Source organism: Sporosarcina trichiuri, from assembly GCF_030406775.1.
In the GTDB taxonomy this organism is placed as follows: Bacteria; Bacillota; Bacilli; order Bacillales_A; family Planococcaceae; genus Sporosarcina; species Sporosarcina trichiuri.
The window spans coordinates 1,464,762-1,486,922 of record NZ_CP129119.1 but is presented as its reverse complement, the minus strand read 5'-3'; the positions used below and the strand labels follow the sequence as shown (position 1 = coordinate 1,486,922).

Below are 22,161 nucleotides of genomic sequence, written 5' to 3'. Positions count from 1 at the left end.
CCTATGAGACGCCGATTGACCAATCTATTCAGCCTGCTGGCTGCCCTGACCCTCCTGCTCGGAATAGTGCCTGCAGGCCGTGCATCAGCTGCACCGGACCTGTCGATATCCGTCCAGGCCGGACTCGATAACAAAACGAAAATGGGGGAAGGGGCACAGCTCTTCATCACCGTGGAGAACAAGGGCAGCCTGTTCACAGGGGATCTCATCCTCGATACGGCGTCCGGCCAATCTTCAGGAGTGGGCCAGGCGATCCCTGTCACTGTCGGGGAAGGGGAGAAGCAGACGGTATCCATGGTCGTGGATTCCCTGGAAGACCCCCAGACGTATACAGGCAGTCCGGCGAAGAAAAACATCTTCCTGTTTGAAAACGGCTGGAGAAATGGCAAGGAGGTTGCCCATTCCGGCACACAAATGGTTTCTTCGGCGTCCTATCCGCCGGAGACGCTGTTCATAGCAGGTCTCGGAGAAAATATCGACCGCCTGTCCTCGCTGAAGGACATCCAGCTGAAAGGCAGCCAGGGAATGGAGCTGCTGAACCTGTCCAAACCGGACGGCCCGCCGCTGCCGGATACAGCTGCAGGCTGGGAGGCGGCAGATATCATCGCAGCCGACAGATACCCGATCGCGGATCTGACTGCAGATCAGCAGCAGGCGATGCTCGACTGGGTCAACGGCGGAGGGACGCTTCTGCTCAGCGGATCTGACAATCCCGCTGCGGAAGCAGGGATATTCCGTGAAGACCTTCCATTAGATCTCGGAGCTGCCGAGCAGCTGCCGCCTGCCATCTTCGGAGACAAATTCAAGGAACCCATACCAGGGTATAAGGCGGCAGCCGCCGAAGATGCTGTTATCCTGCTCGAAAAGGACGGCATTATCCTTGCCGCTGCCAAACAGCTCGGGAACGGTATGATCGTCCAGACATCATTCACATTCGGCAGTGACGCCTACCGGTCATCCATCGGCGTGAAGAAGTTCTGGCCGGCGCTCCTCGATAAGCGCAGCCTGCTCATCCCGCAGCGTCCTGTCTCGTCATATTACAACAGTCCTGCGGATGATCTTGCATGGAGTGTCGGTGAGAACAACGAAGTGTTCCCATCCTTCAAAGTGTCGACACCGCTTCTTTTCGGTTTCATCCTGATCTATATGATCCTGATCATTCCGCTGCTGTACGTCATCCTGAAAAGAAAGGACAGACGGGAGCATGCCTGGTGGATCATTCCGGCTGCCGCGGTTCTCGTGTCGGTTGTGATTTTTGCGTACGGAGCGAAGGACCGTCTCGGCAAATCGCAGCTGCAGCATTCCGCTGTCTATGAAGTGCAGCCGGACGGCAGGCTGACCGGCTACTATGTGGAATCGCTGCTGACGGATAAAAGCGGTGATTTCTCATTCAGCCTTCAGAAACCGAGCTCCGTCTTCGTCAGCTCGTCCGTGGACGGTCTGTTCGGAAGCGGCCAGCCGGCACATGAGCGGGCCGTCGTCGAAAAGGGGCCGGCTGCTGAAACGCTGTCATTCCGCAAGCTCGGCTTCTGGAATGTCGCGACGTTCTACGGAAAGACCGAAATGGCGGACACCGGTAAGTTCGATGCACAGCTGACCGTCGCGGACGGCCGGCTGACAGGGACAATAACGAATTCGTTCCCGTTCGCAATGGAGGATGTCATGGTCCTGTCGGGAACCAAGAAGATCGAGCTCGGTACAGTCCAGGCAGGCGAGACGTTGACAGTCCGGAAAGAAGTCAAAGCAAGCGTGCTCGGACCGAGGATCTCCGGCCAGTCAGGTTTCAGTATCCAGCAGCCAGCCGGACAGGACGATCTTATTGCGATGCGGAAAGAGGGACTTCTTGAATTTTCATCCCTGCATATGAATAATTCTCCGAAACCGCTTCTTGCAGGCACTGCACGGGCACAGCTCATGGACGTTTCACTTGATGGACGGAAGGCGGAGTCTTCTGCGCTCTCGGTCATCCTGCAGCCGGTCGATATCAGATCCGTACTGTCAGGGACCGTGAAAGTGGACAGTGACCTGATGGACATGGAGATGGTCTCATCGACCGGACAGTCCGCTGAGCTGCTGGATGACATGACGAAGGACTATATGTTCTATGAAAAGGATTATACGCAGACGTGGCGGCTCCCGGCCGATTTCCTGAAAGATGTCGCGGGCTGGAGCAAACTGGACCTGCTCGGTGCGGATATGCAGGCGTACGGCGTCAGCATACTGAACACGGAGAGCGGGGAATATGAACCGCTCGAAGGGAAGAGCACACTCACTGTGGAACCGGCAGACCCTTATGTATCGAAAGAAGGGGCCGTCACGGTGAAACTGGAGATCAGCGATCAGCGGATGGGTGAACCGGTACACCCGCCTGAACTCCGGCTGACAGGGGAGGCAGTGAAATGATTGAAATCAGAAACCTGACGAAGAAATACGGCAATTTCACAGCGCTCGACAACCTGACATTATCCTTACCTGAAGGCACGGTATTCGGGTTTGTCGGAGCGAACGGTGCCGGGAAGTCGACGACGTTCCTCATCCTGTCGACATTGCTGCAGCCGACCGCCGGCACGGTTCTCATCGATGGCATCAATATTACGGAGAAACCCGATGAGATCCGACGGCGTATCGGCTACATGCCGGATTTCTTCGGCATCTATGATCAGCTGAAAGCCCATGAATACCTTGATTTCTACGGAGCGAGCTACGGAATCCCGGCAGCGGACCGTCCGAAGCTCATCACGGATCTGCTTGAGCTCGTCAATCTGTCCGACAAGCGCGATACGTATGTCGATTCCCTGTCACGCGGCATGAAGCAGCGCCTCTGCCTGGCAAGGAGCCTGATCCATGACCCGAAAGTGCTGATACTGGATGAACCGGCTTCAGGTCTCGACCCGCGGGCACGTGTGGAGATGAGGGATATCCTCCGTTCGCTGAGAGCAATGGGAAAAACGATCTTGATCTCGTCCCATATTCTGCCGGAGCTCGCAGAAATGTGCGATGAAATCGGTGTGATCGATGGCGGCAGACTGATCGCGCACGGTTCGGTCCCGGACATACAGGCGCAGCTGAAGGGCGAGAAGACGGTCACTGTCCGTTTCATCGGCAGTGCAGCAGCTGTGGTCTCCGTATTCGAAGAGGATCCGGCTGTCTCCCATATCCGCCAGGAAGCGGGGGAAGGGATGCTGTCGTTTACATTCAAAGGGAATGATGAAGAACAGGTCCGGCTTCTGAAGAATACTGTGCAGTCCGGCGTGCAGATCGTCTCCTTCTCCGAGGACTCTGCGGATCTGGAAGATGTCTTCATGCAGATCACGAAAGGGGAGGATCCGATTGAGAGCCCAGTTCAATAATCCTGTTCTCGCCAAAGAAGTGAAACTGCGATTCAGGAGCGCCAAAAGTTTCACGGGCATCCTCATTTACCTGGCGGCGATGTGCCTGTTCGTGTTCGGGTTCATCTATACGACAACGAGCCTGTCGGGCACCATCTACTTCAAACCGTCGGAGAGCGTTGTACTGTTCATGTTCCTGACGTTCATCCAGCTCGGACTCGTGCTGTTCATCACGCCGGGGCTGACGGCAGGCACGATCAGTGGCGAACGGGAGCGGCAGACACTGCCCATGCTCCTGACGACATCGCAGAGTTCATTCCAGATCATCTCCGGCAAACTGCTGTCTTCGGTGCTGTTCCTGCTGCTGCTGATTGTTGCCGGACTGCCGGTGTACAGCATGGTGTTCCTGTTCGGCGGCATCTCACCGGTGCTGCTCCTGAAGTCCCTGCTGTTCCTGTTCATCACCCTGCTGTCGCTCGGCAGTCTCGGTGTCCTGTTCTCCACACTGATCAGGAGGACGACAGTTTCGATGATCGTGACGTATGGCAGTATGCTGTTCTTCACGGCTGTCATCCCGTTCCTTTTCCTGATCATCGTGCAGGTGAAGCAGATGGCGGCACTCGGTTCAGGGACGGCCGGTAAATCGGTCGCAGGTTTCTTCCTGGCAGCCATCAATCCGGAGATCTTTTTTGCCTCATTGCTCGCCCCGGAAGTCGGAGGCATGGTGGAAGAAGTGACACAAGTGCAGTTCCCGATGTGGATCGTATATGTCCTGTTCTACGGTCTGATTGCCGTCTTGTCCATCTGGCTGGCGACGAAACGGCTGCGGGTGAATATGAAGAAGCCGAAATGAGGAGGCGATAGCGGATGACCCAGCAGAAAGAGCAGTTGCAGCAGATCCGCCGCTCAGTGTTGAAAGCAAGAAGAAGCTTGCGTATCGAGCGGTTCTATGTAGAGTCGGTGAACGGTATGATCTGGACTCTGCTGAGTGCAGCCGCTGTCCTGCTCATATCCAGGTTTTATGTCTTCCCCTCTTACAAGCTGTTTGCATTTGCGGCTGCACTTTCAGCCGGCATGATCCTGTCTGTGGTCATATTCCGGAAACGGCCTTCGGAACGCGAGGCGGCCCGGCAGCTGGACCGCTATCTGCCGGACAATCTGCTTCTGACAGTACTCGATGAGGACGTACAGCAGTCCCCGCTTGGCAGATTGCTCATTGCAAGGACCGCAGACCGGATGGAAGCCGCAAACCAGCTGTTTTCACGACGGAAAAAGCGGCGTCCTGACTGGAGGAGGGCTGCAGCTGCGGCAGCGGCCGCGATGGGACTGCTGCTGCTGACCCTATTCCCGGCACCCGCTCAGCAGGAAGCGGACGATGCGGCGGTTGTCCGGAAAACGGTGGACACTCTCGGGAAGAAGGCAGCTGCATTGGCCGCTGAAACGGCGGATCCAAAGATGAAGAAGAAGCTGGAAACGCTTGCGGATGAATTGAAGAAGACATCTGATGCCGGGCAGGCCCTCAAAGAGGTCGTCAAGACTCAGAAAGAGCTCCAGCTCCGCAAGCAGCAGCTGGAAGGGAAAGAAAGGCTGGCGGACAGCGGCAAATCAGCACAGCTGACGGGAAGTGAGACCGCTGAACTGGAGGAACTGAAAAAATCCGCGGCGGAACTTGCGGGCGCCGGTGATCAGGCATACCGGAAACTGGAGTCGATCGGAAAAGCTCCGCCGCTGCCGCAGCTCGCTGCCGGTCAGGGAACTGACGGCAGGCAGGGGCAGACCGGGCAGGACAGCCAAGGGGGCAATAAGCAAAACGGGCAGAAAACCGGTCAGCAGAGCGGCCACCCTGGCAGCCAGGAGGGCGGTACGCAAGCAGACCGGGGCTCAGGTCAGAGCCAAGGGCAGGGACAAAGCCAAGGGCAACAAGGGCAACAAGGTCAAGGGCATAGCCGAGGCCAAGGTCAAGGGCAAGGTCAAGGCCAAGGGCAAGGTCAAGGCCAAGGGCAAGGCCAAGGCCAAGGCCAAGGTCAAGGCCAAGGCCAAGGTCAAGGCCAAGGTCAAGGTCAAGGATCCGGCAGCGGGCTTGGCCCGGGGGCAGGGACCGGCTCGGGCGGCAGGAATCTTCTGTCGATCCCAAATGACCGTCTCGGCCAAGCCGGCAGTCCTGATACGGATTCCGGAAAACTCGGCAGGGGCGACGCTGCGCAGTCAAATGATAAACAGACTGTGAACCGGAAAGGGACGATCCGGCCGTATGAAGAGGTCGTCGGCAGGTATAAAGAATCGTATCTGGAGCAGACCGAACGCCTGCCGCTGTCACCGGAACTGGAAAAACTCGTATCGGACTATTTTTCTTCAATCGACTAACACCCGGGAGGGAACAGCATATGGAAGTATCGATGCAACATTTCGAGGAACTGAGCGGACAGATGGAACAGGTGCGAAAAGAGATCGGGCGGTTCATCGTCGGGCAGCAGGAGGCGGTCGACTATACGTTGCTGTCCATCGCAGCAGGCGGCCATGCCCTGCTGGAAGGGGCGCCGGGTCTCGGCAAGACGATGCTCATCCGTACAATCGGTGAGGTGCTCGATCTGACATTCAAACGGATCCAGTTCACCCCCGATCTGATGCCGTCCGATATCACCGGGACAACATTGCTGGAACGCGGTGAGGACGGACAGCAGCGGTTCACCTTCAGCGAGGGGCCGCTGTTCAGCCAGCTCGTCCTGGCGGATGAAATCAACCGGGCGACACCGAAGACGCAAAGTGCACTGCTGGAAGCGATGGGAGAGAAGACGGTGACTGTCCTCGGACAGACCTATGATATGCCCACGCCCTTCTTTGTGCTTGCGACACAGAACCCGATCGACCTGGAAGGTACATACCCGCTGCCGGAGGCGCAGCTCGACCGGTTCCTCTGCAAAATCAATCTGCCGTATCCGTCCGCAGACGAACTGAAGGAAATCATCAGGAGGACCACAGGAACGGAAACAGTCCGTATTGAAAAGAAGATGACAGCCGGGCAAGTGCTCGAAGTCCAGCAGCTCGTGCGTGAGGTCGTCATCGCGGAAGACATGATCGATTATGCCGTCCGTCTGGTGACAGCCACACAGCCGCAGACCGGGACTGGCGATGACTGGTCCTCCTATATCCAGTTCGGGAGCGGTCCCCGCGGCCTCCAGTCGGTCATCCGGCTCGCCAAGGCGAGAGCCTTCCTGTCCGGCAGGGTCCACGTCTCCATTGCCGATATCCGGACAGTGGCCAAGCCGGCGCTCCTGCACCGCCTGCAGCTGAATTATGAAGCGGAGGCGGAAGGGATCACGGAGGAGATCTTCCTGGATCACGTGCTCGGGAATCTGCGGAAGGAGACGGCCGGGTGAAGCCGCTCCTGTTTCCCGCAAAGCTCGCCGCCCGTCTCGGACGGCTGGCGTTCAACCGGCGCTCAGGACGGCTCGGCCATCATAAAGGGACCCATCTGTCGAAGAAGAGCGGTGCGTCCATGGAATTTTCGGATTTCAAGGAATACCATCCGGGTGATGACATCCGGCATATCGACTGGAATGTCTACGCACGGACGGACACGTATTTCATCAAACAATTCCTTGACGAGCAGGAAATGCGCATCCATGTCCTGCTCGATTCAAGCAAGTCGATGGATTTCGGAGGCAAGTGGCCATTTGCGCAGCAGCTCGCCATCGGCCTCGGCCAGATCGCTTTGAAGAATGGGGATACGGCGTCGCTCAGCCGGACACCGGACCCGGCGGTGGTCAGACGGAAAGGCGCACGGCAGGCGGATGCCTGGAGTGCCCGTATTGCGGCGTTTCCGGTTCCTGAGGAAAACACGGGACTGCAGGAAGGGATACCGTCAATCCCCCGCGGCACGACCATATTGTTTGTCATCACGGATGCGCTGGAGCCTGCCGAAGTGCTTGAGCAGACGTTCCGGAAACTGAAGGCCCGCTGTCAGGACATCCGGCTGCTCATCGTCCGTTCCGCTGATGAGCAGCAGCCTGCTTTCGAAGGGGATGTTCGGCTGATCGATGCAGAGCAGGATACCGCAGCGGAGGTATCGATGACCGCCGCCTCCGTATCCGCATATACCCGGCGGATGGAGGAACACGAAAGGCGGCTGCTCGGACACGCGGGGAAATACGGCATCAGCGTGCTGTATACATCACCTGCAGACGGAGCGGAAGATGTTTTCACCAGACAGATGAGACGTGCACAGTGGGTGCGCTGATGAGGAGGTGCGCCAATGGGATTCGCCAATCTGTATAACAGCTGGACGCTGATCTTTCCGGCGTTGCTGATCTTGTATTATCTGTTCCGGAAACGGTTTTACCCGCAGCCGGTCTCCTCGACCCTGTTCTGGCAGCCGGATCGGAAGGAAGAGCATGTGTCACCGTTCATCCGCAATCTCCAGCGGAATGCGTTATTCTATCTGCAGCTGCTGGCACTCCTTCTCTTTGTCTGGCTGCTGCTCGGACCTTATATGAAACAAGACAGGACCACCGGTGTGCCTCTCGTGATCGTTGTGGACCGGTCTGCTGCGATGCTCGCCGCTCCTGACGGTGAGCCGCTGTTCGACCGTCACCTGAGGGAGATGCATAAGCTGCTGGATGAAACGCAGGAGCGGCCGGTCACGATCATTGCCAGCGGACCGGATCCTGAAACGATCACTTCCGGACAGAGTGTTTCTGCAGCGGCGGCAAGCCTGGAGGGCCTCACCGTGAATTATGCAGATCCGTCGCTGCGTGAGTCGGTTGCGCTTGCAAGGACACTGCTCGGCGGGAAAGAAGGGGAAGTGCACATATTCACGGACAAGCTGGACAGGGAAGAGTTCAGCGAGGAAACCGGTGAGACGGAATGGCATGTCCATGCGAACGGGGACCGGGCAGACAACCAGTCGATTGTCCGCTTCGGGGCAGTCCGGCGCGGCGGTGCAGTCACAGCGATCGCAAAGCTTCAGAACGATGCGGATGCTGAACTTCCGGGGATCATACGCCTCCTGGATGCAGTGACAGGGGAACAGCTCGCACAACAGCAGGTCACCGGAAAACCAGGCGAGGATGAATATATTACATTCAAAGATATCGTAACGGAAGCTCCCGCTGTAACGGCAGAACTCGAATCAGCTGACCAATACTCAGCGGACAATACGGCATTTGCACTGCTGGAAACAGGCACACCTGCCGTGACGGTCGACACTGAACTGCATGAGCTGCTGAAGAAAGCGGTGGAAGCCGTCCGTGATGACATCCTCATCGATGACGGCAAGGCGGCAGTTCCGGAAGACGCCCTCCGTATCACCCGGTCTTCCGATGTCCTTGCGGAAAGCAGGCGGCCCGTCCTGCTGTTCGGCCGGGATGATGAAACGGCAGCGGAGGCGGAAGGCAGCATCACCGTGCAAGAAGACCCCCTATTTGCAATCGCGCCGCCAACAGATATGTATGTGAAGGAAGTGTATCCTCCTTACGACAAGTATGAAGTTCTTGCAAAAGTCGGCGAAGCACCGCTCATCCAGCGGTCGCCGGACGGGGACATCGTTTTTCTGGCGGACCTGGAATCTACGGACTGGCCGCTGCAGCCTTCGTTTCCGCTGTTCATCTGGAGTGCGGTCCATTCCCTGGCGGATGGATCGGAATCCCTCGGCGTATTCACACCCGGCCAGCGGAAAAATGTAATTCTTTCATCAGCAGCGGATCTCTATGACATGGACGATTCGTACATTTCCTCTACAGAATCCGCCAATACGCTGCAGGCACCTGTGAAACCGGGAATATACAAGGCGGCGGACACGGAATCCGAGAAGCTGCTGGCTGTGCAGCTCAGTGAGTCACAGCACAGTGTACGGACAGGGGATTCCTACATTGCCGGCAAGCTTGGGGAAACGGCGGAGCATGAACAGGAAACGGTTCCGATTCTGTGGCCGTTCGTCCTGCCGCTGCTTCTGCTGATGTCAGCCGAATGGGAGGTGCAGAGACGACGTGGATATCCGTATTGAACATCCTTTCTGGCTGCTGCTCCTGCTGCCGCTGGCCGTGCTTCTCATCGCGTCGTGGCGGTCGGCAGGCAGGAAAACAGGCCGGACGAAACTGCTCTTCCTGCTGCGCAGCATGTCCGTCCTGCTGCTCGTTCTGACACTTACAGCCCCTTATTTCCTGCTTCCGGACGATCAGGAGCAGGTGATCATTATGGCAGACCGCTCCGCATCCGCAGCAGGATCTGCAAAGGAGATCGACGACTGGATCGCAGAAGCTGTGCGTTCCAAAAAGGCGAATCAGCAGGCGGGCATCTATTCATTCGCCGGATCGCTGCGGACCGATATTCCGCTGAGCGATTCGCTTCCCGCCCTGCCGGAGATGAAACCGATGGAGCATCGCGGAGAGACGGATCTCGAGAAGGCTGTCTCCCTGGCGCTTGCGGCGGCTGACCAGAAACAGGCTGTGCGGATCGCCCTGCTGACGGACGGTCTCGAGACGAAAGGGGACATCCTGGCCGATCTCCGGAAACTGACAGGGGACCGCGTGCAGATCGATGCCGTCCCGCTCGGCTCCGGTGTTACCAAAGACGCGGCTGTCACCAGGATGGATCTGCCGCGCACCGGATTTGCAGGACAGCGGCAAGTCCTGACCGTGGAGATCGAATCTTCCGGCAGGACGGCAGGACGTCTGCTGCTCTATGAAAACGACCGGCTGCTCGACGAACAGGCGGTCGATCTGGTCCCGGGTGTGAACAGATTCTCCCATCCTGTTCAGACCGAAAAGACAGGTATGGTGAAATACGAAGCGAAATTGATCGCCGATGATGATCAGTTCCTCGAAAACAACCATCTGTTCGCAGCCGTTTCAATTCAGGGGAAGCCCTCCGTCCTCGTGGTCGATACGGACGAAAACCCATCTGTCATTCCAGGTCTGCTCGATAACGGGACTGTGCAGGTGACGGCGATGAAAGCCGGCGAGCTGCCTGCTTCGCTCGGCGGCTATCTCCCGTATCAGGCGATCATATTCGATAATGTGCCCGGCACACTGGTCGGTGAAGAGAAAATGGCGCTGATCGAGCAGGCGGTGAAAAACTTCGGAACAGGCTTCCTGATGACGGGCGGCGAAAACAGCTTCGGGCTCGGCGGTTATTTCAAGACGCCGGTCGAGCGCCTTTTGCCGGTCGAGATGGAAGTGAAGGGGAAGGAAGAACTGCCCTCCCTCGGTCTGATCATCATCATGGACCGGTCCGGCAGCATGAGCGGCGCCAAATTGTCGCTCGCCCGCGAAGCGGCTGCCCGTTCGGTCGACCTGCTCAGGGAGAAGAACACATTCGGCTTCACCGCATTCGATGAGAATATCTGGGAAGTCGTTCCTGTCGCCCCGCTGGAAGACAAACAAGGGACGACCGATAAGATCCTGTCAGTCACAGCCGGCGGAGGCACGCTCATCTTTCCGTCCGTCGAGAAGGCGTACGGGGATCTAGCAGACCTCAATCTTCAGCGGAAGCATATCATCCTGCTGACGGACGGCCAGTCGCAGATGCCGCCCGGATATCTCGATGTGATCGCGGAAGGGAAGGGGAACAACACGACGCTGTCAACGGTCGGCATCGGGACGGATGCCGATCAGCGGCTTCTGGAAGAGATGGCTGAAGCTGGAGGCGGCCGGTACTACGGCGTGACGGACGAGTCGACGGTCCCTGCAATCCTGTCCCGCGAAACGATCACGATGACGCGCACATACATCGAAGACGACCCGTTCTACATGCAGCTTGGCGGCAATCCCGACTGGAACAGCCTATTTGCAGAAGGCGTGCCGCAGATGAATGCCTATGTAGCCGTATCGGCCAAGCAGACTGCAGAACTCGCAGGGAAAAGTCCGAAAGACGACCCGATCATCGCTGAATGGCAGTACGGTCTCGGCCGGACGGCTGCTTTCACATCCGATTCGTCCGGGAAATGGTCTGGTGATCTTGCCGCATGGCCGGAGTATCCGGCATTTTGGCAGACCGCACTAAAACGGATCCTGCCGTCCTACGACTCGGCGCCTTTCCTTGTCACGCAGGGGGCCGGCGGGTCCTTCACCATCTCGGATACCGGCGGGGAGTCCGCGTTTCTTGAGGTGACGGCCGTCACGGAAGACGGGAAGGAAGTCGATCTGACAGAAGAGCAGACGGCACCGGGTGAAGTGGATGTGACGCTCGATGGGGAACCGGGGCTTGTCTACCTCGGCGTGAAAGACGACCAGGGCCGTTTCTTCGAGACAGGGGTCACCATCCCGTATGGCGATGAATACAAACCGCAGGAGCCGAATGACGCATTGCTGCAGGAAATCACGGAGACAACGGGCGGGCTGCTGCTGGAAAAGCCGGAAGATGTCTTCCGCCCGCATCCGTACAAAAGCAGGGATGAACGCAGCCCGACCAACTGGCTTCTGTTTGCTGCTCTGCTGTTCTTCTTTGCGGATATCACGCTGCGCCGATTCAGCCGCAGCTTGCGGTGGAAGAAGCCTCAAATCCTTGATGAACAGCCGGCTGCAGCGCAGGCATCCAATATATCCGAGCTGCTGAAACGGCAGCAACGCAGGTGACAGATGGTCCGCAGCGCATCGGCGCATACAGAAAACCGCATGGAGGCTCCCGGCTGACGGGGCACTCCATGCGGTTTTTACGTTCCTATTGCCCGTCACGAGGAACGGGTGTCCGCCAGCACGCCTGCGTTCCGTTTCGCCCAGGTGGAGGCGATCGCAAAACAGGTGAGCAGGATGGCGGTTCCGAGGAAGTACGGGGCAGTCATCTTCCAGTCGAACACGAAGCCGGCCAGGGCAGGCCCGATCATATTGCCGAGGCTCATATAGGCGTTCATCATACCGGCAGCGTATCCCTGCTCGTCACCCGCAAGCTTGGACACGAGCGTGTTGACCGCCGGACGGAGCAGCGCTGTTGCGGTTGAGAAGATCGTGGCAACCAGCAGGATGGACCAGAACATGCTGACAAATGTGATGCCGAGCATGGCGAGGGCCGCCACGACAAGATTGATGAGGATGACCCGCATTTCACCATACCGCTTGAACAGCCGGTTGATGACGAACGTCTGGATGATGACACCGACGAATCCGCCGACTGTGATGATGACGGCGATCATGAGCGGCGTATAATCGTACTTGATGCCGACGTAAAGCGAGATGGTCGACTGGAAATTCGCCAGCCCGAATGAAAAGACGAACATGACGAGAAGGACGACAAAGTAGGGGGTCTTCGCCGAGCGGGTGATCTGCTGGAACAGGTTGCCCGCCTGTTTCGGGCCTCCTTCGGCCGCTGCCGCAGGTGCCGGATTCGGAAGGATATACATCGACAGGAGCGCTGCGAAAATCGCCGCCCCCGCAGCGAAGTAGAACGGGAACTGGAGGCCGAACTTCGACAGGAACCCGCCGATCCCCGGTCCGATCATGAAGCCGAGTGACATGGAAGCGCCGAGCAGACCCATGCCGCGTCCCCGTTCTTCGTAGGTTGTAATGTCCGCGACGAACGCCATCATCGGCGGAATGAGGAAGGCTGAGCCGATCCCCGAGAAGAAACGTGCCGCGAACAGCATCCATAATTCGGTGGACAGGCCGAACGCCAGCTGGGAAACGCCGTACAGCAGCAAGCCGAAGATGATGATTCGCTTGCGTCCATGCCGGTCGGAGAGCGAACCGGACACCGGGGAGAAGATGAACTGTGCAAACGAGAAGACGGCGATCAGCGAGCCGAGCGCCGCACCCGCGACACCGAACGTGCCGAGGTAGTCGGGCATGATCGGGATGATCAGCCCGATGCCCGACATGGTGATGAACATGTTGAACATCAGGATATAGATTGCAAACGATGATGATTTGCCGGTCAAGCGCGTTCCTCCTTCAGTCATGATATGTACTTGTCCAAGTGTATCACACAGCGCTTGCCGGCAGTGTTTCAGAGAGCTCAGCCGGAAACTGATCAGCAATCCGGCAGTTTTGATCATGAATTAAGGAAAGTGATCATAAACCCGGGAAAGTGATCATAAAACGGGGAAAGTGATCATAAATCAAAGAAAGTGATCATAAACCTGGGAAAGTGATCATAAATCAAAGAAAGTGATCATAAACCGGCAAAAGTGATCATAAACTTGAAATTCCGCTCATAAACCTCACAAAACCGCTCATAACTTCACACTATCCATCGCACTTCTTACAGCCAGTGCACAAACTCCGACTACCCCGGACAAAAAAAAGCAGGAGCCCGCGGGCTCCTGCTCTGCATACATCACTTCATATCCATCTTGAACTCGAGGAACAGCTCATTATACGTGCCGAGCATCTCCAGGCCGAGATCTTTGTATACTTCCAAATGCTCGCGCGCCTGCTCGTCCGGATAATAGCGTTCATCAGACGTCACTTCAGGATCCATCAGATCGAGGGCTTTCATGTTCGGCGTCGAGTAGCCGACATAATCGGCATTCTGCGCGGCCACATCAGGACGCAGCATGAAGTTGATGAATTCATAGGCACCGTCGATGTTCTTCACAGTACGCGGGATGACGATGTTGTCGAACCATAAGTTGGACCCTTCTTCCGGCACAACATAGGTGATGTCCTCATTTTCGGACATCATATCCGCCGCCTGGCCAGACCAGATCAGCGATACGGCCGCTTCGTTATTCATCATCATCTGGGTCACTTCGTCACCGATGACCGCTTTGATGTTGGGGCTCAGCGTCTTCAGCTTGTCCGTCGCTTCGCGCAGTTCGGCAGGGTTTGTCGAGTTGAGTGAATAGCCGAGGGAGTTCAATCCCATCCCGATCACTTCGCGGGCGCTGTCGACGAGGACCGCTTCCTGTTTCAGGGAAGGGTCCCACAGGTTGTCCCAGCTTTCGAATGTCTGCCCATCCAGGAGGGAAGGGTTATAGGCGATGCCGAGCGTGCCCCAGAAGTAGGGGATGGAATACTTGTTGTCCGGATCGAACGGCAGGTCCGTAAAATACGGATCGATGTTCTTGAAGTTCGGGATCTTGCTGTAATCGAGCGGGATGAGGAGGTCCTTCTCACGCATCATCTCCACCATGTACTCCGATGGGACCGTGATGTCGTAGGAAGTGCCGCCCTGCTCGATCTTCCCCATCATCCCTTCGTTCGAGTCGAACGTTTCATAGATGACGTTCATGCCGGTCTCCTGTTCGAACTGTTTGATGAGATCGGGATCGATATATTCGCCCCAGTTGTAGACGGTGAGCGTGTTGCCGCCCGCCTGGGAGCCGCTTTTTGCGAGCTGTGCGTTGACGATCATGAGAATGACGGCTGTTGCGGCAATCAATGCCGCGCCGCGTATGAGCGCTTTCATCGCTTCACCCCCGCAGCCGGCGTTTTCGGCCGGTTTTTCAGTGCATAATAGCCGAGGATCAGCCCTGCTGTAATGACGAAGATCAGGCCGGATAGGGCATTGATGGTCAGCGTGACACCTGTCCGTGCCATCGAGTAGATCTCAACGGACAATGTCGAGAATCCGTTGCCGGTCACGAAGAACGTCACCGCAAAGTCATCCAGTGAATAGGTCAGTGCAAGGAAGAACCCGGCAAAGATGCCCGGCTGGATGAACGGCAGGATGACCCGCGACATGATCTCTTTCCGGGTCGCGCCAAGGTCGAGCGCTGCGTCGATGAGTGTAGGGCTCATCTCCTGCAGCTTCGGCAGCACCATGATCACGACAATCGGGATGCTGAATGCGATATGGGACAGCAGGACGGATGCAAATCCGAGCTTGATGCCGACCAATGTGAACAGGATCAGGAACGAGGCGCCGATGATGACATCGGGGCTCACCATCAGGATCGAGTTCATGGACAGCATGACATTCCGCATCGCTTTGCTGCGCATATAATGGATGGAAATGGCGCCGAGCACGCCGATCGCTGTTGAAATCAGTGCGGACAGAAGGGCGACGATGACCGTGTTCAGCACGATTCCGATCAGCCGTTTGTCCTCGAATACCGCTGCGTAATGTTCCAAAGTGAACGAGTCGAAATGGGACATCTTGCCGCCTGAGTTGAACGAGTAGAAGATCAGGTACGCAATCGGGGCGTACAGGATGACGAACACGAGCGCCAGATAGATCTTCGCGAATTTACCGTTTTTTTGCACTGCCCGCCATCCCCCTTTCGTTCGCTGTCGTCAGCAAGAGAATTATTACCATGAAAAGTATGAGGAACACGGCAATGGTGGAGCCCATGCCCCAGTTCTGTGTGACCAGGAATTGCTGCTCGATCGCCGTACCGAGCGTGATGACTTTGTTGCCCGCGATCAGCCGGGTGATCATGAAGAGCGACAGCGCCGGGATGAAGACAACCTGGACACCTGATTTCACGCCATTCAGCGTCAGCGGCCAGATGACACGCCGGAACGTCGTCCATGCATTCGCCCCCAGATCCCGCGACGCGTCGATCAAGGCCGGATTGAGCTTATCGAGCGCATTGAAGATCGGCAGGATCATGAATGGGATGAATATATAGACGGAGACGAAGACGAAACTGAAATCGGTGAACAGGATCTGCTGCTTGCCGATCCCGAACGCTTCAAGCACTGCGTTGATCGGTCCATACAGCCCCATCAGTCCGATGAACGCGTACGTTTTAAGCAGCAGGTTGATCCACGAAGGGATGATGATGAGCAGGAGCCACAGCTGCTTATGCTTCAGTTTGGTCAGGAAATAGGCAGTCGGGTATGCGATCAGCAGGGAAAAGAACGTGATCAGGAATGCATACCAGAAGGAGCTCACTGTCAGTTTCAAATACACCGATGTGAAGAAGTTCTTATAGTTGTCCAGTGTGAAATTGCCGTGCAGATCGAAGAACGAATAGTAGACGATCAGACCGATCGGCACGATGACGAACAAGACGATCCAGACCGAATACGGGACGAGCGGAAGCCGGGAATGCGCACGGTTATTCTTCATCAGCCGCACCATAGGCTTCCAGACGGGCATCATAATCCTCTTCAGACTCATTCAGTCTCATGACGTGAATGTCTTCCGGATTGAAATCCAGTCCGATTTTCGTGCCGACAGCCGCTTTCTTCGTCGAATGGACGAGCCATTCGTTGCCGTCTTCATCATATGTGGACAGTTCATAGTGGACACCGCGGAACAGCGACGTGTCGACCGTGACATCGAGTTTGCCGCGTTCGACCGGTGTGATCTCCAGATCTTCCGGACGCAGGACGACATCGACTTTCTCATTCGGCTGGAGTCCGGCATCGGCACATTCGAACCGTTTACCGTTGAATTCCACCAAGTAGTCCTCGATCATGATACCCGACACGATATTGGACTCGCCGATGAAGTCCGCGACGAAGCGGTTGATGGGTTCATCATAGATATCGTTCGGTGTTCCGGACTGCTGGATCTCGCCGAAGTTCATGACGAATATCTCGTCGGACATGGCGAGTGCTTCTTCCTGATCATGCGTGACGAAGATGAATGTCTTGCCGAGTCGCTGCTGCAGTTCCCGCAGCTCATACTGCATCGCGGAACGGAGCTTCAGGTCAAGTGCCGACAGGGGCTCGTCCAGCAGGATGATTTCAGGATCATTGATGATCGCTCGTGCAATCGCGACCCGCTGGCGCTGGCCGCCGGACATTTCCGTGATTTCACGTGATTCGTAGCCGGCCAGGTTGACGAACTTCAACGCTTCTTTGACACGGCGGTCGATTTCCGCTTTCTTCACTTTTTTGATGCGCAGTCCGAACGCGACGTTTTCGTAGACATTCAGATGAGGAAACAGCGCATAATCCTGAAATACGGTATTCACTTGGCGCTCGTTCGCCGGCAGCCCGTTGATCGGCTTGCCGTCAAAATAGATCGTCCCTTCGGTAGGGTCCGAAAACCCTGCGATCAGGCGCAGGATGGTCGTCTTGCCGCAGCCTGAAGGACCGAGCAGTGTGTAGAATTTTCCCCGCTCCATTTCGAACGATACGTCTTTCAGGACGGTCGTCTCTTCGTTGAAACGCTTGGTGACATTCTCGAAGCGGATGATCGGTTGTGTGGACAATGGGGGTCCCCCTTTTTTATAAGTAAGATTCCGTGGCGACGAGCAGCAGCTCACTCATGCCGTCGTGTGCGTTCGATATGCGGTGCTGATCTTCTGCGGAATAATAGACGGCATCCCCGGTCTTTGCCCTGTACACCCGGGGGCCGATCTCTATTTCCACGTTCCCTGACAGTATGTAGATAAACGTTTCCGACAGGGAAGGGGCGAATTGCTTGAGCTCTCCTTTGGAAGAGAACGTGATATAGACCGGTTCCATTTCGTTCTCGTTGGAACGGGGGATGAGCCAGCGGATTTTGTAACCCATTTCCTCGTTCGCATAAGTCGTCTGATCTTCGGGTGAAAAGACGACAGGCTCGGTCTTTTTCGATTCATCGAAAAAATCTTTCGGACTCGTGCCGAGTACGTCCAGCAGGGAGAACAGTGTCTCGATGGAAGGAGAGTTCAAATCCCGCTCCAGCTGGGAGATGTACCCTTTTGTCAAGTCAGTGCGTTCACCGAGTTCTTCCTGGGTCAGTCCATTTTGTAATCGGAGCCGTTTGATTTTGCTGCCGATCTGCATTCCGTTCCCCACTTTCTAGAAAGTTTAGTAATAGTGTACTTGAAGTTTACTTTTAGCGTCTCTTATTATACAAAATCCATGCAGGAAAGCAATAGGCAATTGAATCCACGGGACAGCGTCATTTCATTGTGTTACGCCAATGCCCGTAGTAAAATGGAACAAAGAAATGGAGGGCTCCGATTGGGCGATAAAATGACATTCTTTTTTGACCCGGAAGACCGGCACTGGAACAGTCTGCTGAAGTCGGCACTGGAAGGCCGGGCGCCGGTCACCGACGGCCAAAAACGTTTTTTCCTGTACCACAAGGAGACGGTGATCGAGTGGGAAGAGATGGCGAATCATTGTGTCTGCTGCATGGAACCGCTGCTGTACAATGAGCAATATGATTCGGTCTTCTGCGCGGACTGCGACGCATGGCGGGAAGAGGCCTGCAGTGATCCGCTCTGTGACTATTGCGGCACCCGTCCTGTCCGGCCGTCGCTTTGCACAGACTGAGAAGGACGGACGGCTTCCTTCTCAATTACACCCCGTTTTTTCAATAATGATTATTACAAGTGAATCATTCTAATTGATATAGAACGGGATGTTTGGTACGATATAGAGGAATTGAGCAGGTGAGAACACTGCTTCTAAGATAATGGAGGGATTTAGAATGGCAGAGCGTATGGTTGGGAAACAAGCACCGCGATTTGAAATGGAAGCGGTCATGAAGGACAAGTCCTTCGGCAAAGTAAGTCTTGAAGAAAACATGAAAGACGACAAATGGACAGTATTGTTCTTCTACCCGATGGACTTCACGTTCGTATGTCCTACCGAAATCACAGCGATGTCCGACCGCTATGACGAATTCGAAGACCTCGATGCAGAAGTGATCGGCGTCTCTACGGATACAATCCACACACACAAAGCGTGGATCAACACAGACCGTAAAGATAACGGTCTCGGTGAACTGAACTACCCGCTTGCTGCAGACACGAATCACGAAGTCGCACGCGACTACGGCGTATTGATCGAAGAAGAAGGGATCGCACTCCGCGGATTGTTCATCATCAATCCTGAAGGCGAACTGCAGTACCAGACTGTCTTCCACAATAATATCGGCCGTGATGTGGACGAGACTCTCCGTGTGCTCCAGGCACTTCAAACAGGCGGTCTCTGCCCTGCAAACTGGCGCCCTGGTCAGGAAACTCTATAAGTTTGACTGACCGGCAGCCTGCCGGAACGCAAGCCGACAATTCCCCGCTCAGCATAAGCTGCGGGGAATTTATTCTAAAGGAGGATTTTTTTCGATGAAACTTCGTGAACAAATGCCTGAATTGAACGGCGCTACTGCCTGGCTCAATGGGGAAGTGACAAAGTCCGAACTGGTAGGCGAAAAGCCGACCATCATCCACTTCTGGTCAGTGAGCTGCCATATGTGTAAAGAAGCGATGCCGGAAGTGAACGCATTCCGTGACAAATACAAAGACGAACTGAACGTCGTGGCCGTCCATATGCCGCGTTCGGAAGATGACACGAACCTTGACCATATCAAGGAAGTGGCTGCCGAGCACGATATTACACAGCCGATCTTCGTCGATAGTGAATTGAAGCTGAATGATGCAATGGAGAACCAATACGTGCCGGCTTACTACGTCTTCGACAAAGACGGCCAGCTCCGTCACTTCCAGGCGGGCGGCAGCGGCATGAAAATGCTTGAAAAGCGTGTAAACCGCGTCCTCGACGAAATGAAGAAGTAATACCTCAAAAACCCGGCGATCCTAGTTCAGGAACGCCGGGTTTTCCTGTGGTTTGAGTGTCAAGACCGGCTGTGGTAAACTAAACGCATTCTTATGTGAAGCGGAGAGATCGACTATGAAGAAAGAATTTGTCGTCATTGGACTGGGCCGGTTCGGGGGCAGTATCGTCAATGAGCTCATTGAACTTGATGCGTCTGTGATGGCGATCGACATATCGCAGGAACGTGTGTCGGAATACGCGCAGATTGCCACGCAGGCTGTCGCTGCCGATACGACGGATGAATCCACGCTGCGGTCACTCGGTATCCGGAATTTCGAGCATGTCGTTGTCGCGATCGGAGAGAATATCCAGGCGAGCATTTTAACGACGCTGATCCTCAAGGAGATCGGTGTCCCGATGATCACGGTGAAAGCCCAGAACGATTATCACGAAAAAGTGCTGCGCAAGATCGGCGCAGACCATGTCATCCACCCGGAACGCGACATGGGACGGCGCATCGCCAACCGGCTTGTCTCCAATGACATCCTCGATTATCTCGAACTGTCGGAAGAATACTCGATTGTCGAAATACGGGCGAACGCACGTCTGGCAGGAGCGTCTCTGATCGACCTGGACATCCGTGCGAAATATGGCGTCAACATTGTCGCCATCAAACGGGAGGATCATATTTTAGTATCTCCGCAGGCGATCGAGGAAATTCAATTGAATGATATTCTGATCGTCATCGGTTCGGATGTGGACATCCACCGCTTTGAAAAGAAAGTGCTCCATTGAAAAAAGGCTGTCCCGGAAAGTCATCTGACTCTCCGGGACAGCCTTTTCAGTTATACTTCCAGGATGACCGGCAAGATCATCGGTTTACGTTTTGTCTTGTCGTACAAATAGGAACTGAGCGAATCGATGATATCACTCTTCAGTACGCCGATATCGGCAGGACCGCCGGCGAGTTTCCGATGCATCTGTCGCGTCAGCATATACTGCGCTTCGTTGATCATCGCACCGGACTCCCGCATGTAGACGAAGCCGCGGGAAATGAGATCGGGACCGGAGACGACACGGTTCCGTCTCTTGTCGATCGTTGCAACGACGATCACGAGACCGTCTTCCGACAGGTTTTTCCGGTCGCGGAGGACGACGTTGCCGATGTCGCCGATTCCGCTGCCGTCAATGTAGACATCGCCCGAAGGGACCCGTCCTGCTGGGCGGGCGCTGTCTTCCGTGAGTGCCAGGACATCCCCGTTCGACATGATGAAGATATTATCCGGCTCGACATCGCATGCGACAGCGAGCTCTTCATGCATCTTCAGCATCCGGTATTCACCGTGGATCGGCATGAAGAACTTTGGCTGGATGAGACGGAGCATGAGCTTCTGTTCTTCCTGTGATCCGTGTCCGGATGTATGGATGTTGTTCAGCGCTCCGTGTATGACCTCGGCGCCGGCGCGGAACAGGGCGTTGATCGTCTTGTTGACGCTCAGCGTGTTGCCCGGAATCGGAGACGAGGAGAAGATGACTGTATCGCCAGGCTGGATCTGCACTTGGCGGTGCGTCCCGTTTGCGATGCGCGAAAGTGCTGCCATCGGTTCCCCCTGACTGCCTGTACAGAGGATCATCACTTCGTTCGCCGGAAGCCGGTTGATGCTCTGGGCATCGACAAACAAGTCTTTCGGTGCGTCGATGTACCCAAGTTCACGGCCGATCGTAATCGCATTGTCCATGCTGCGTCCGAATACGGCGACTTTCCGGTTATGGATCTGTGCCGCTTCGATCACCTGCTGCAGACGGTGGATATTCGAGGCGAATGTCGCGAAAATGATACGCCCGTCCACTTTGCGGAAGATGTCGTTCAGGCTGTCGCCGACTTTCCGTTCGGACATCGTGAAGTTTGGAACTTCCGCATTCGTACTGTCGGACAGCAGGCAGAGGACCCCCTCGCTGCCGATTTTTGCCATCTTGGCAAGGTTAGCCGGTTCACCGACTGGTGTGAAGTCGAATTTGAAGTCTCCTGTATGCACGATATTGCCGGAAGGTGTCTTGACGACAACTCCATAGGCATCCGGAATACTGTGTGTCGTGCGGAAGAATGACACGGAGGTTTTCCTGAACTTGAAAACATCATCCTCACTGAACTCGATCAGCTTGGTCGAACGCATCAGACCGTGCTCCTCAAGTTTGTTACGCAGCAGACCGAGTGCGAGTTTGCCGCCGTACACCGGCATGTTCACCTGGCGGAGCAGGTAGGGGATGCCCCCGATATGGTCCTCGTGACCATGGGTGATGAACAGCCCTTTGATCTTGTCTGCATTCCGTTTCAGGTACGTATAATCAGGAATGACATAATCGATTCCGAGCAGGTCGTCTTCCGGGAATTTGATACCTGCATCGATCAGGATGATTTCGTCCTGGAATTGCACTGCATACGTATTTTTGCCGATTTCGCCCAGTCCGCCCAGTGCGAAAACAGCTGTCTCATTGTTTTTTATCGATTTCATGAA

Annotated in this window: 19 protein-coding genes; 12 read left to right on the top strand and 7 right to left on the bottom strand. The window is 55.6% G+C overall.

Going from position 1 to position 22,161, the window contains the following annotated elements; genetic code table 11:
- Positions 1–3 precede the first annotated feature (3 nt).
- Genes QWT68_RS07850 through QWT68_RS07815 form a run of 8 tightly spaced genes read left to right on the top strand, consistent with a single transcriptional unit; the run spans position 4 to position 11,899 of the window.
- Positions 4–2,403 carry a DUF8725 domain-containing protein gene (locus tag QWT68_RS07850; RefSeq protein WP_290150408.1) on the top strand — a complete coding sequence of 800 codons (2,400 nt, stop codon included), beginning with the start codon at positions 4–6 and terminating at the stop codon, positions 2,401–2,403.
- Complete coding sequence (locus QWT68_RS07845; RefSeq protein ID WP_290150406.1) at positions 2,400–3,350, top strand: ABC transporter ATP-binding protein; 951 nt, start codon at positions 2,400–2,402, stop codon at positions 3,348–3,350. Before QWT68_RS07850 ends, QWT68_RS07845 begins: the two co-directional genes overlap by 4 nt.
- Positions 3,331–4,182 (top strand): ABC transporter permease, encoded by an 852-nt coding sequence (locus QWT68_RS07840; protein WP_040287002.1) that lies wholly within the window; start codon positions 3,331–3,333, stop codon positions 4,180–4,182. The genes QWT68_RS07845 and QWT68_RS07840 overlap by 20 nt, the downstream gene beginning before the upstream one ends.
- Before the next feature lie 14 nt (positions 4,183–4,196).
- Entirely contained in the window at positions 4,197–5,693 is a 1,497-nt protein-coding gene (locus QWT68_RS07835) for a DUF8809 domain-containing protein (RefSeq protein ID WP_290150405.1), read from the top strand.
- A gap of 20 nt (positions 5,694–5,713) precedes the next feature.
- Positions 5,714–6,706 carry an AAA family ATPase gene (locus tag QWT68_RS07830; protein ID WP_040287001.1) on the top strand — a complete coding sequence of 331 codons (993 nt, stop codon included), beginning with the start codon at positions 5,714–5,716 and terminating at the stop codon, positions 6,704–6,706.
- On the top strand, positions 6,703–7,566 hold the full coding sequence (locus QWT68_RS07825) for a DUF58 domain-containing protein (protein ID WP_040287000.1): 864 nt from the start codon (positions 6,703–6,705) through the stop codon (positions 7,564–7,566). Before QWT68_RS07830 ends, QWT68_RS07825 begins: the two co-directional genes overlap by 4 nt.
- A gap of 15 nt (positions 7,567–7,581) precedes the next feature.
- Positions 7,582–9,330: a vWA domain-containing protein gene (locus QWT68_RS07820; protein ID WP_290150403.1), complete on the top strand. Its 1,749-nt coding sequence runs from the start codon at positions 7,582–7,584 to the stop codon at positions 9,328–9,330.
- On the top strand, positions 9,314–11,899 hold the full coding sequence (locus QWT68_RS07815) for a VWA domain-containing protein (RefSeq protein WP_040286998.1): 2,586 nt from the start codon (positions 9,314–9,316) through the stop codon (positions 11,897–11,899). Before QWT68_RS07820 ends, QWT68_RS07815 begins: the two co-directional genes overlap by 17 nt.
- A 95-nt stretch (positions 11,900–11,994) precedes the next feature.
- Here the strand turns inward: QWT68_RS07815 and QWT68_RS07810 are convergent, their stop codons facing one another.
- From QWT68_RS07810 to QWT68_RS07785, 6 genes are all read right to left on the bottom strand, one after another.
- On the bottom strand, positions 11,995–13,194 hold the full coding sequence (locus QWT68_RS07810; protein WP_040286997.1) for an MFS transporter: 1,200 nt from the start codon (positions 13,192–13,194) through the stop codon (positions 11,995–11,997).
- Between the two features lie 398 nt (positions 13,195–13,592).
- Positions 13,593–14,612, bottom strand: coding sequence for an ABC transporter substrate-binding protein (locus tag QWT68_RS07805; protein ID WP_425313932.1), 1,020 nt, complete (start codon positions 14,610–14,612; stop codon positions 13,593–13,595).
- 50 nt (positions 14,613–14,662) lie between these two features.
- Positions 14,663–15,463: an ABC transporter permease gene (locus tag QWT68_RS07800; protein WP_040286995.1), complete on the bottom strand. Its 801-nt coding sequence runs from the start codon at positions 15,461–15,463 to the stop codon at positions 14,663–14,665.
- Complete coding sequence (locus QWT68_RS07795) at positions 15,447–16,274, bottom strand: ABC transporter permease (RefSeq protein WP_040287291.1); 828 nt, start codon at positions 16,272–16,274, stop codon at positions 15,447–15,449. Before QWT68_RS07795 ends, QWT68_RS07800 begins: the two co-directional genes overlap by 17 nt.
- The gene (locus QWT68_RS07790; protein ID WP_040286994.1) at positions 16,264–17,367 is read right to left on the bottom strand and encodes an ABC transporter ATP-binding protein; all 1,104 of its coding nucleotides are present in this window, start codon (positions 17,365–17,367) and stop codon (positions 16,264–16,266) included. Before QWT68_RS07790 ends, QWT68_RS07795 begins: the two co-directional genes overlap by 11 nt.
- 16 nt (positions 17,368–17,383) lie before the next feature.
- Complete coding sequence (locus tag QWT68_RS07785) at positions 17,384–17,926, bottom strand: helix-turn-helix domain-containing protein (protein WP_040286993.1); 543 nt, start codon at positions 17,924–17,926, stop codon at positions 17,384–17,386.
- Between the two features lie 180 nt (positions 17,927–18,106).
- Between QWT68_RS07785 and QWT68_RS07780 the strand changes: the two genes are divergently transcribed.
- From QWT68_RS07780 to QWT68_RS07765, 4 genes are all read left to right on the top strand, one after another.
- Positions 18,107–18,421 carry a hypothetical protein gene (locus QWT68_RS07780; protein ID WP_040286992.1) on the top strand — a complete coding sequence of 105 codons (315 nt, stop codon included), beginning with the start codon at positions 18,107–18,109 and terminating at the stop codon, positions 18,419–18,421.
- Between the two features lie 157 nt (positions 18,422–18,578).
- Positions 18,579–19,121 carry a peroxiredoxin gene (locus tag QWT68_RS07775; protein ID WP_040286991.1) on the top strand — a complete coding sequence of 181 codons (543 nt, stop codon included), beginning with the start codon at positions 18,579–18,581 and terminating at the stop codon, positions 19,119–19,121.
- 94 nt (positions 19,122–19,215) lie between these two features.
- The gene (locus QWT68_RS07770) at positions 19,216–19,665 is read left to right on the top strand and encodes a TlpA family protein disulfide reductase (RefSeq protein ID WP_040286990.1); all 450 of its coding nucleotides are present in this window, start codon (positions 19,216–19,218) and stop codon (positions 19,663–19,665) included.
- 115 nt (positions 19,666–19,780) lie between these two features.
- Positions 19,781–20,440 carry a potassium channel family protein gene (locus QWT68_RS07765; RefSeq protein ID WP_040286989.1) on the top strand — a complete coding sequence of 220 codons (660 nt, stop codon included), beginning with the start codon at positions 19,781–19,783 and terminating at the stop codon, positions 20,438–20,440.
- Positions 20,441–20,490: 50 nt separating this feature from the next.
- Here QWT68_RS07765 and rnjA read toward each other — a convergent pair whose 3' ends face one another.
- A complete protein-coding gene (rnjA, locus tag QWT68_RS07760) occupies positions 20,491–22,158 on the bottom strand; it encodes a ribonuclease J1 (RefSeq protein WP_290150395.1) in 1,668 nt (555 codons plus the stop codon).
- Positions 22,159–22,161 lie beyond the last annotated feature (3 nt).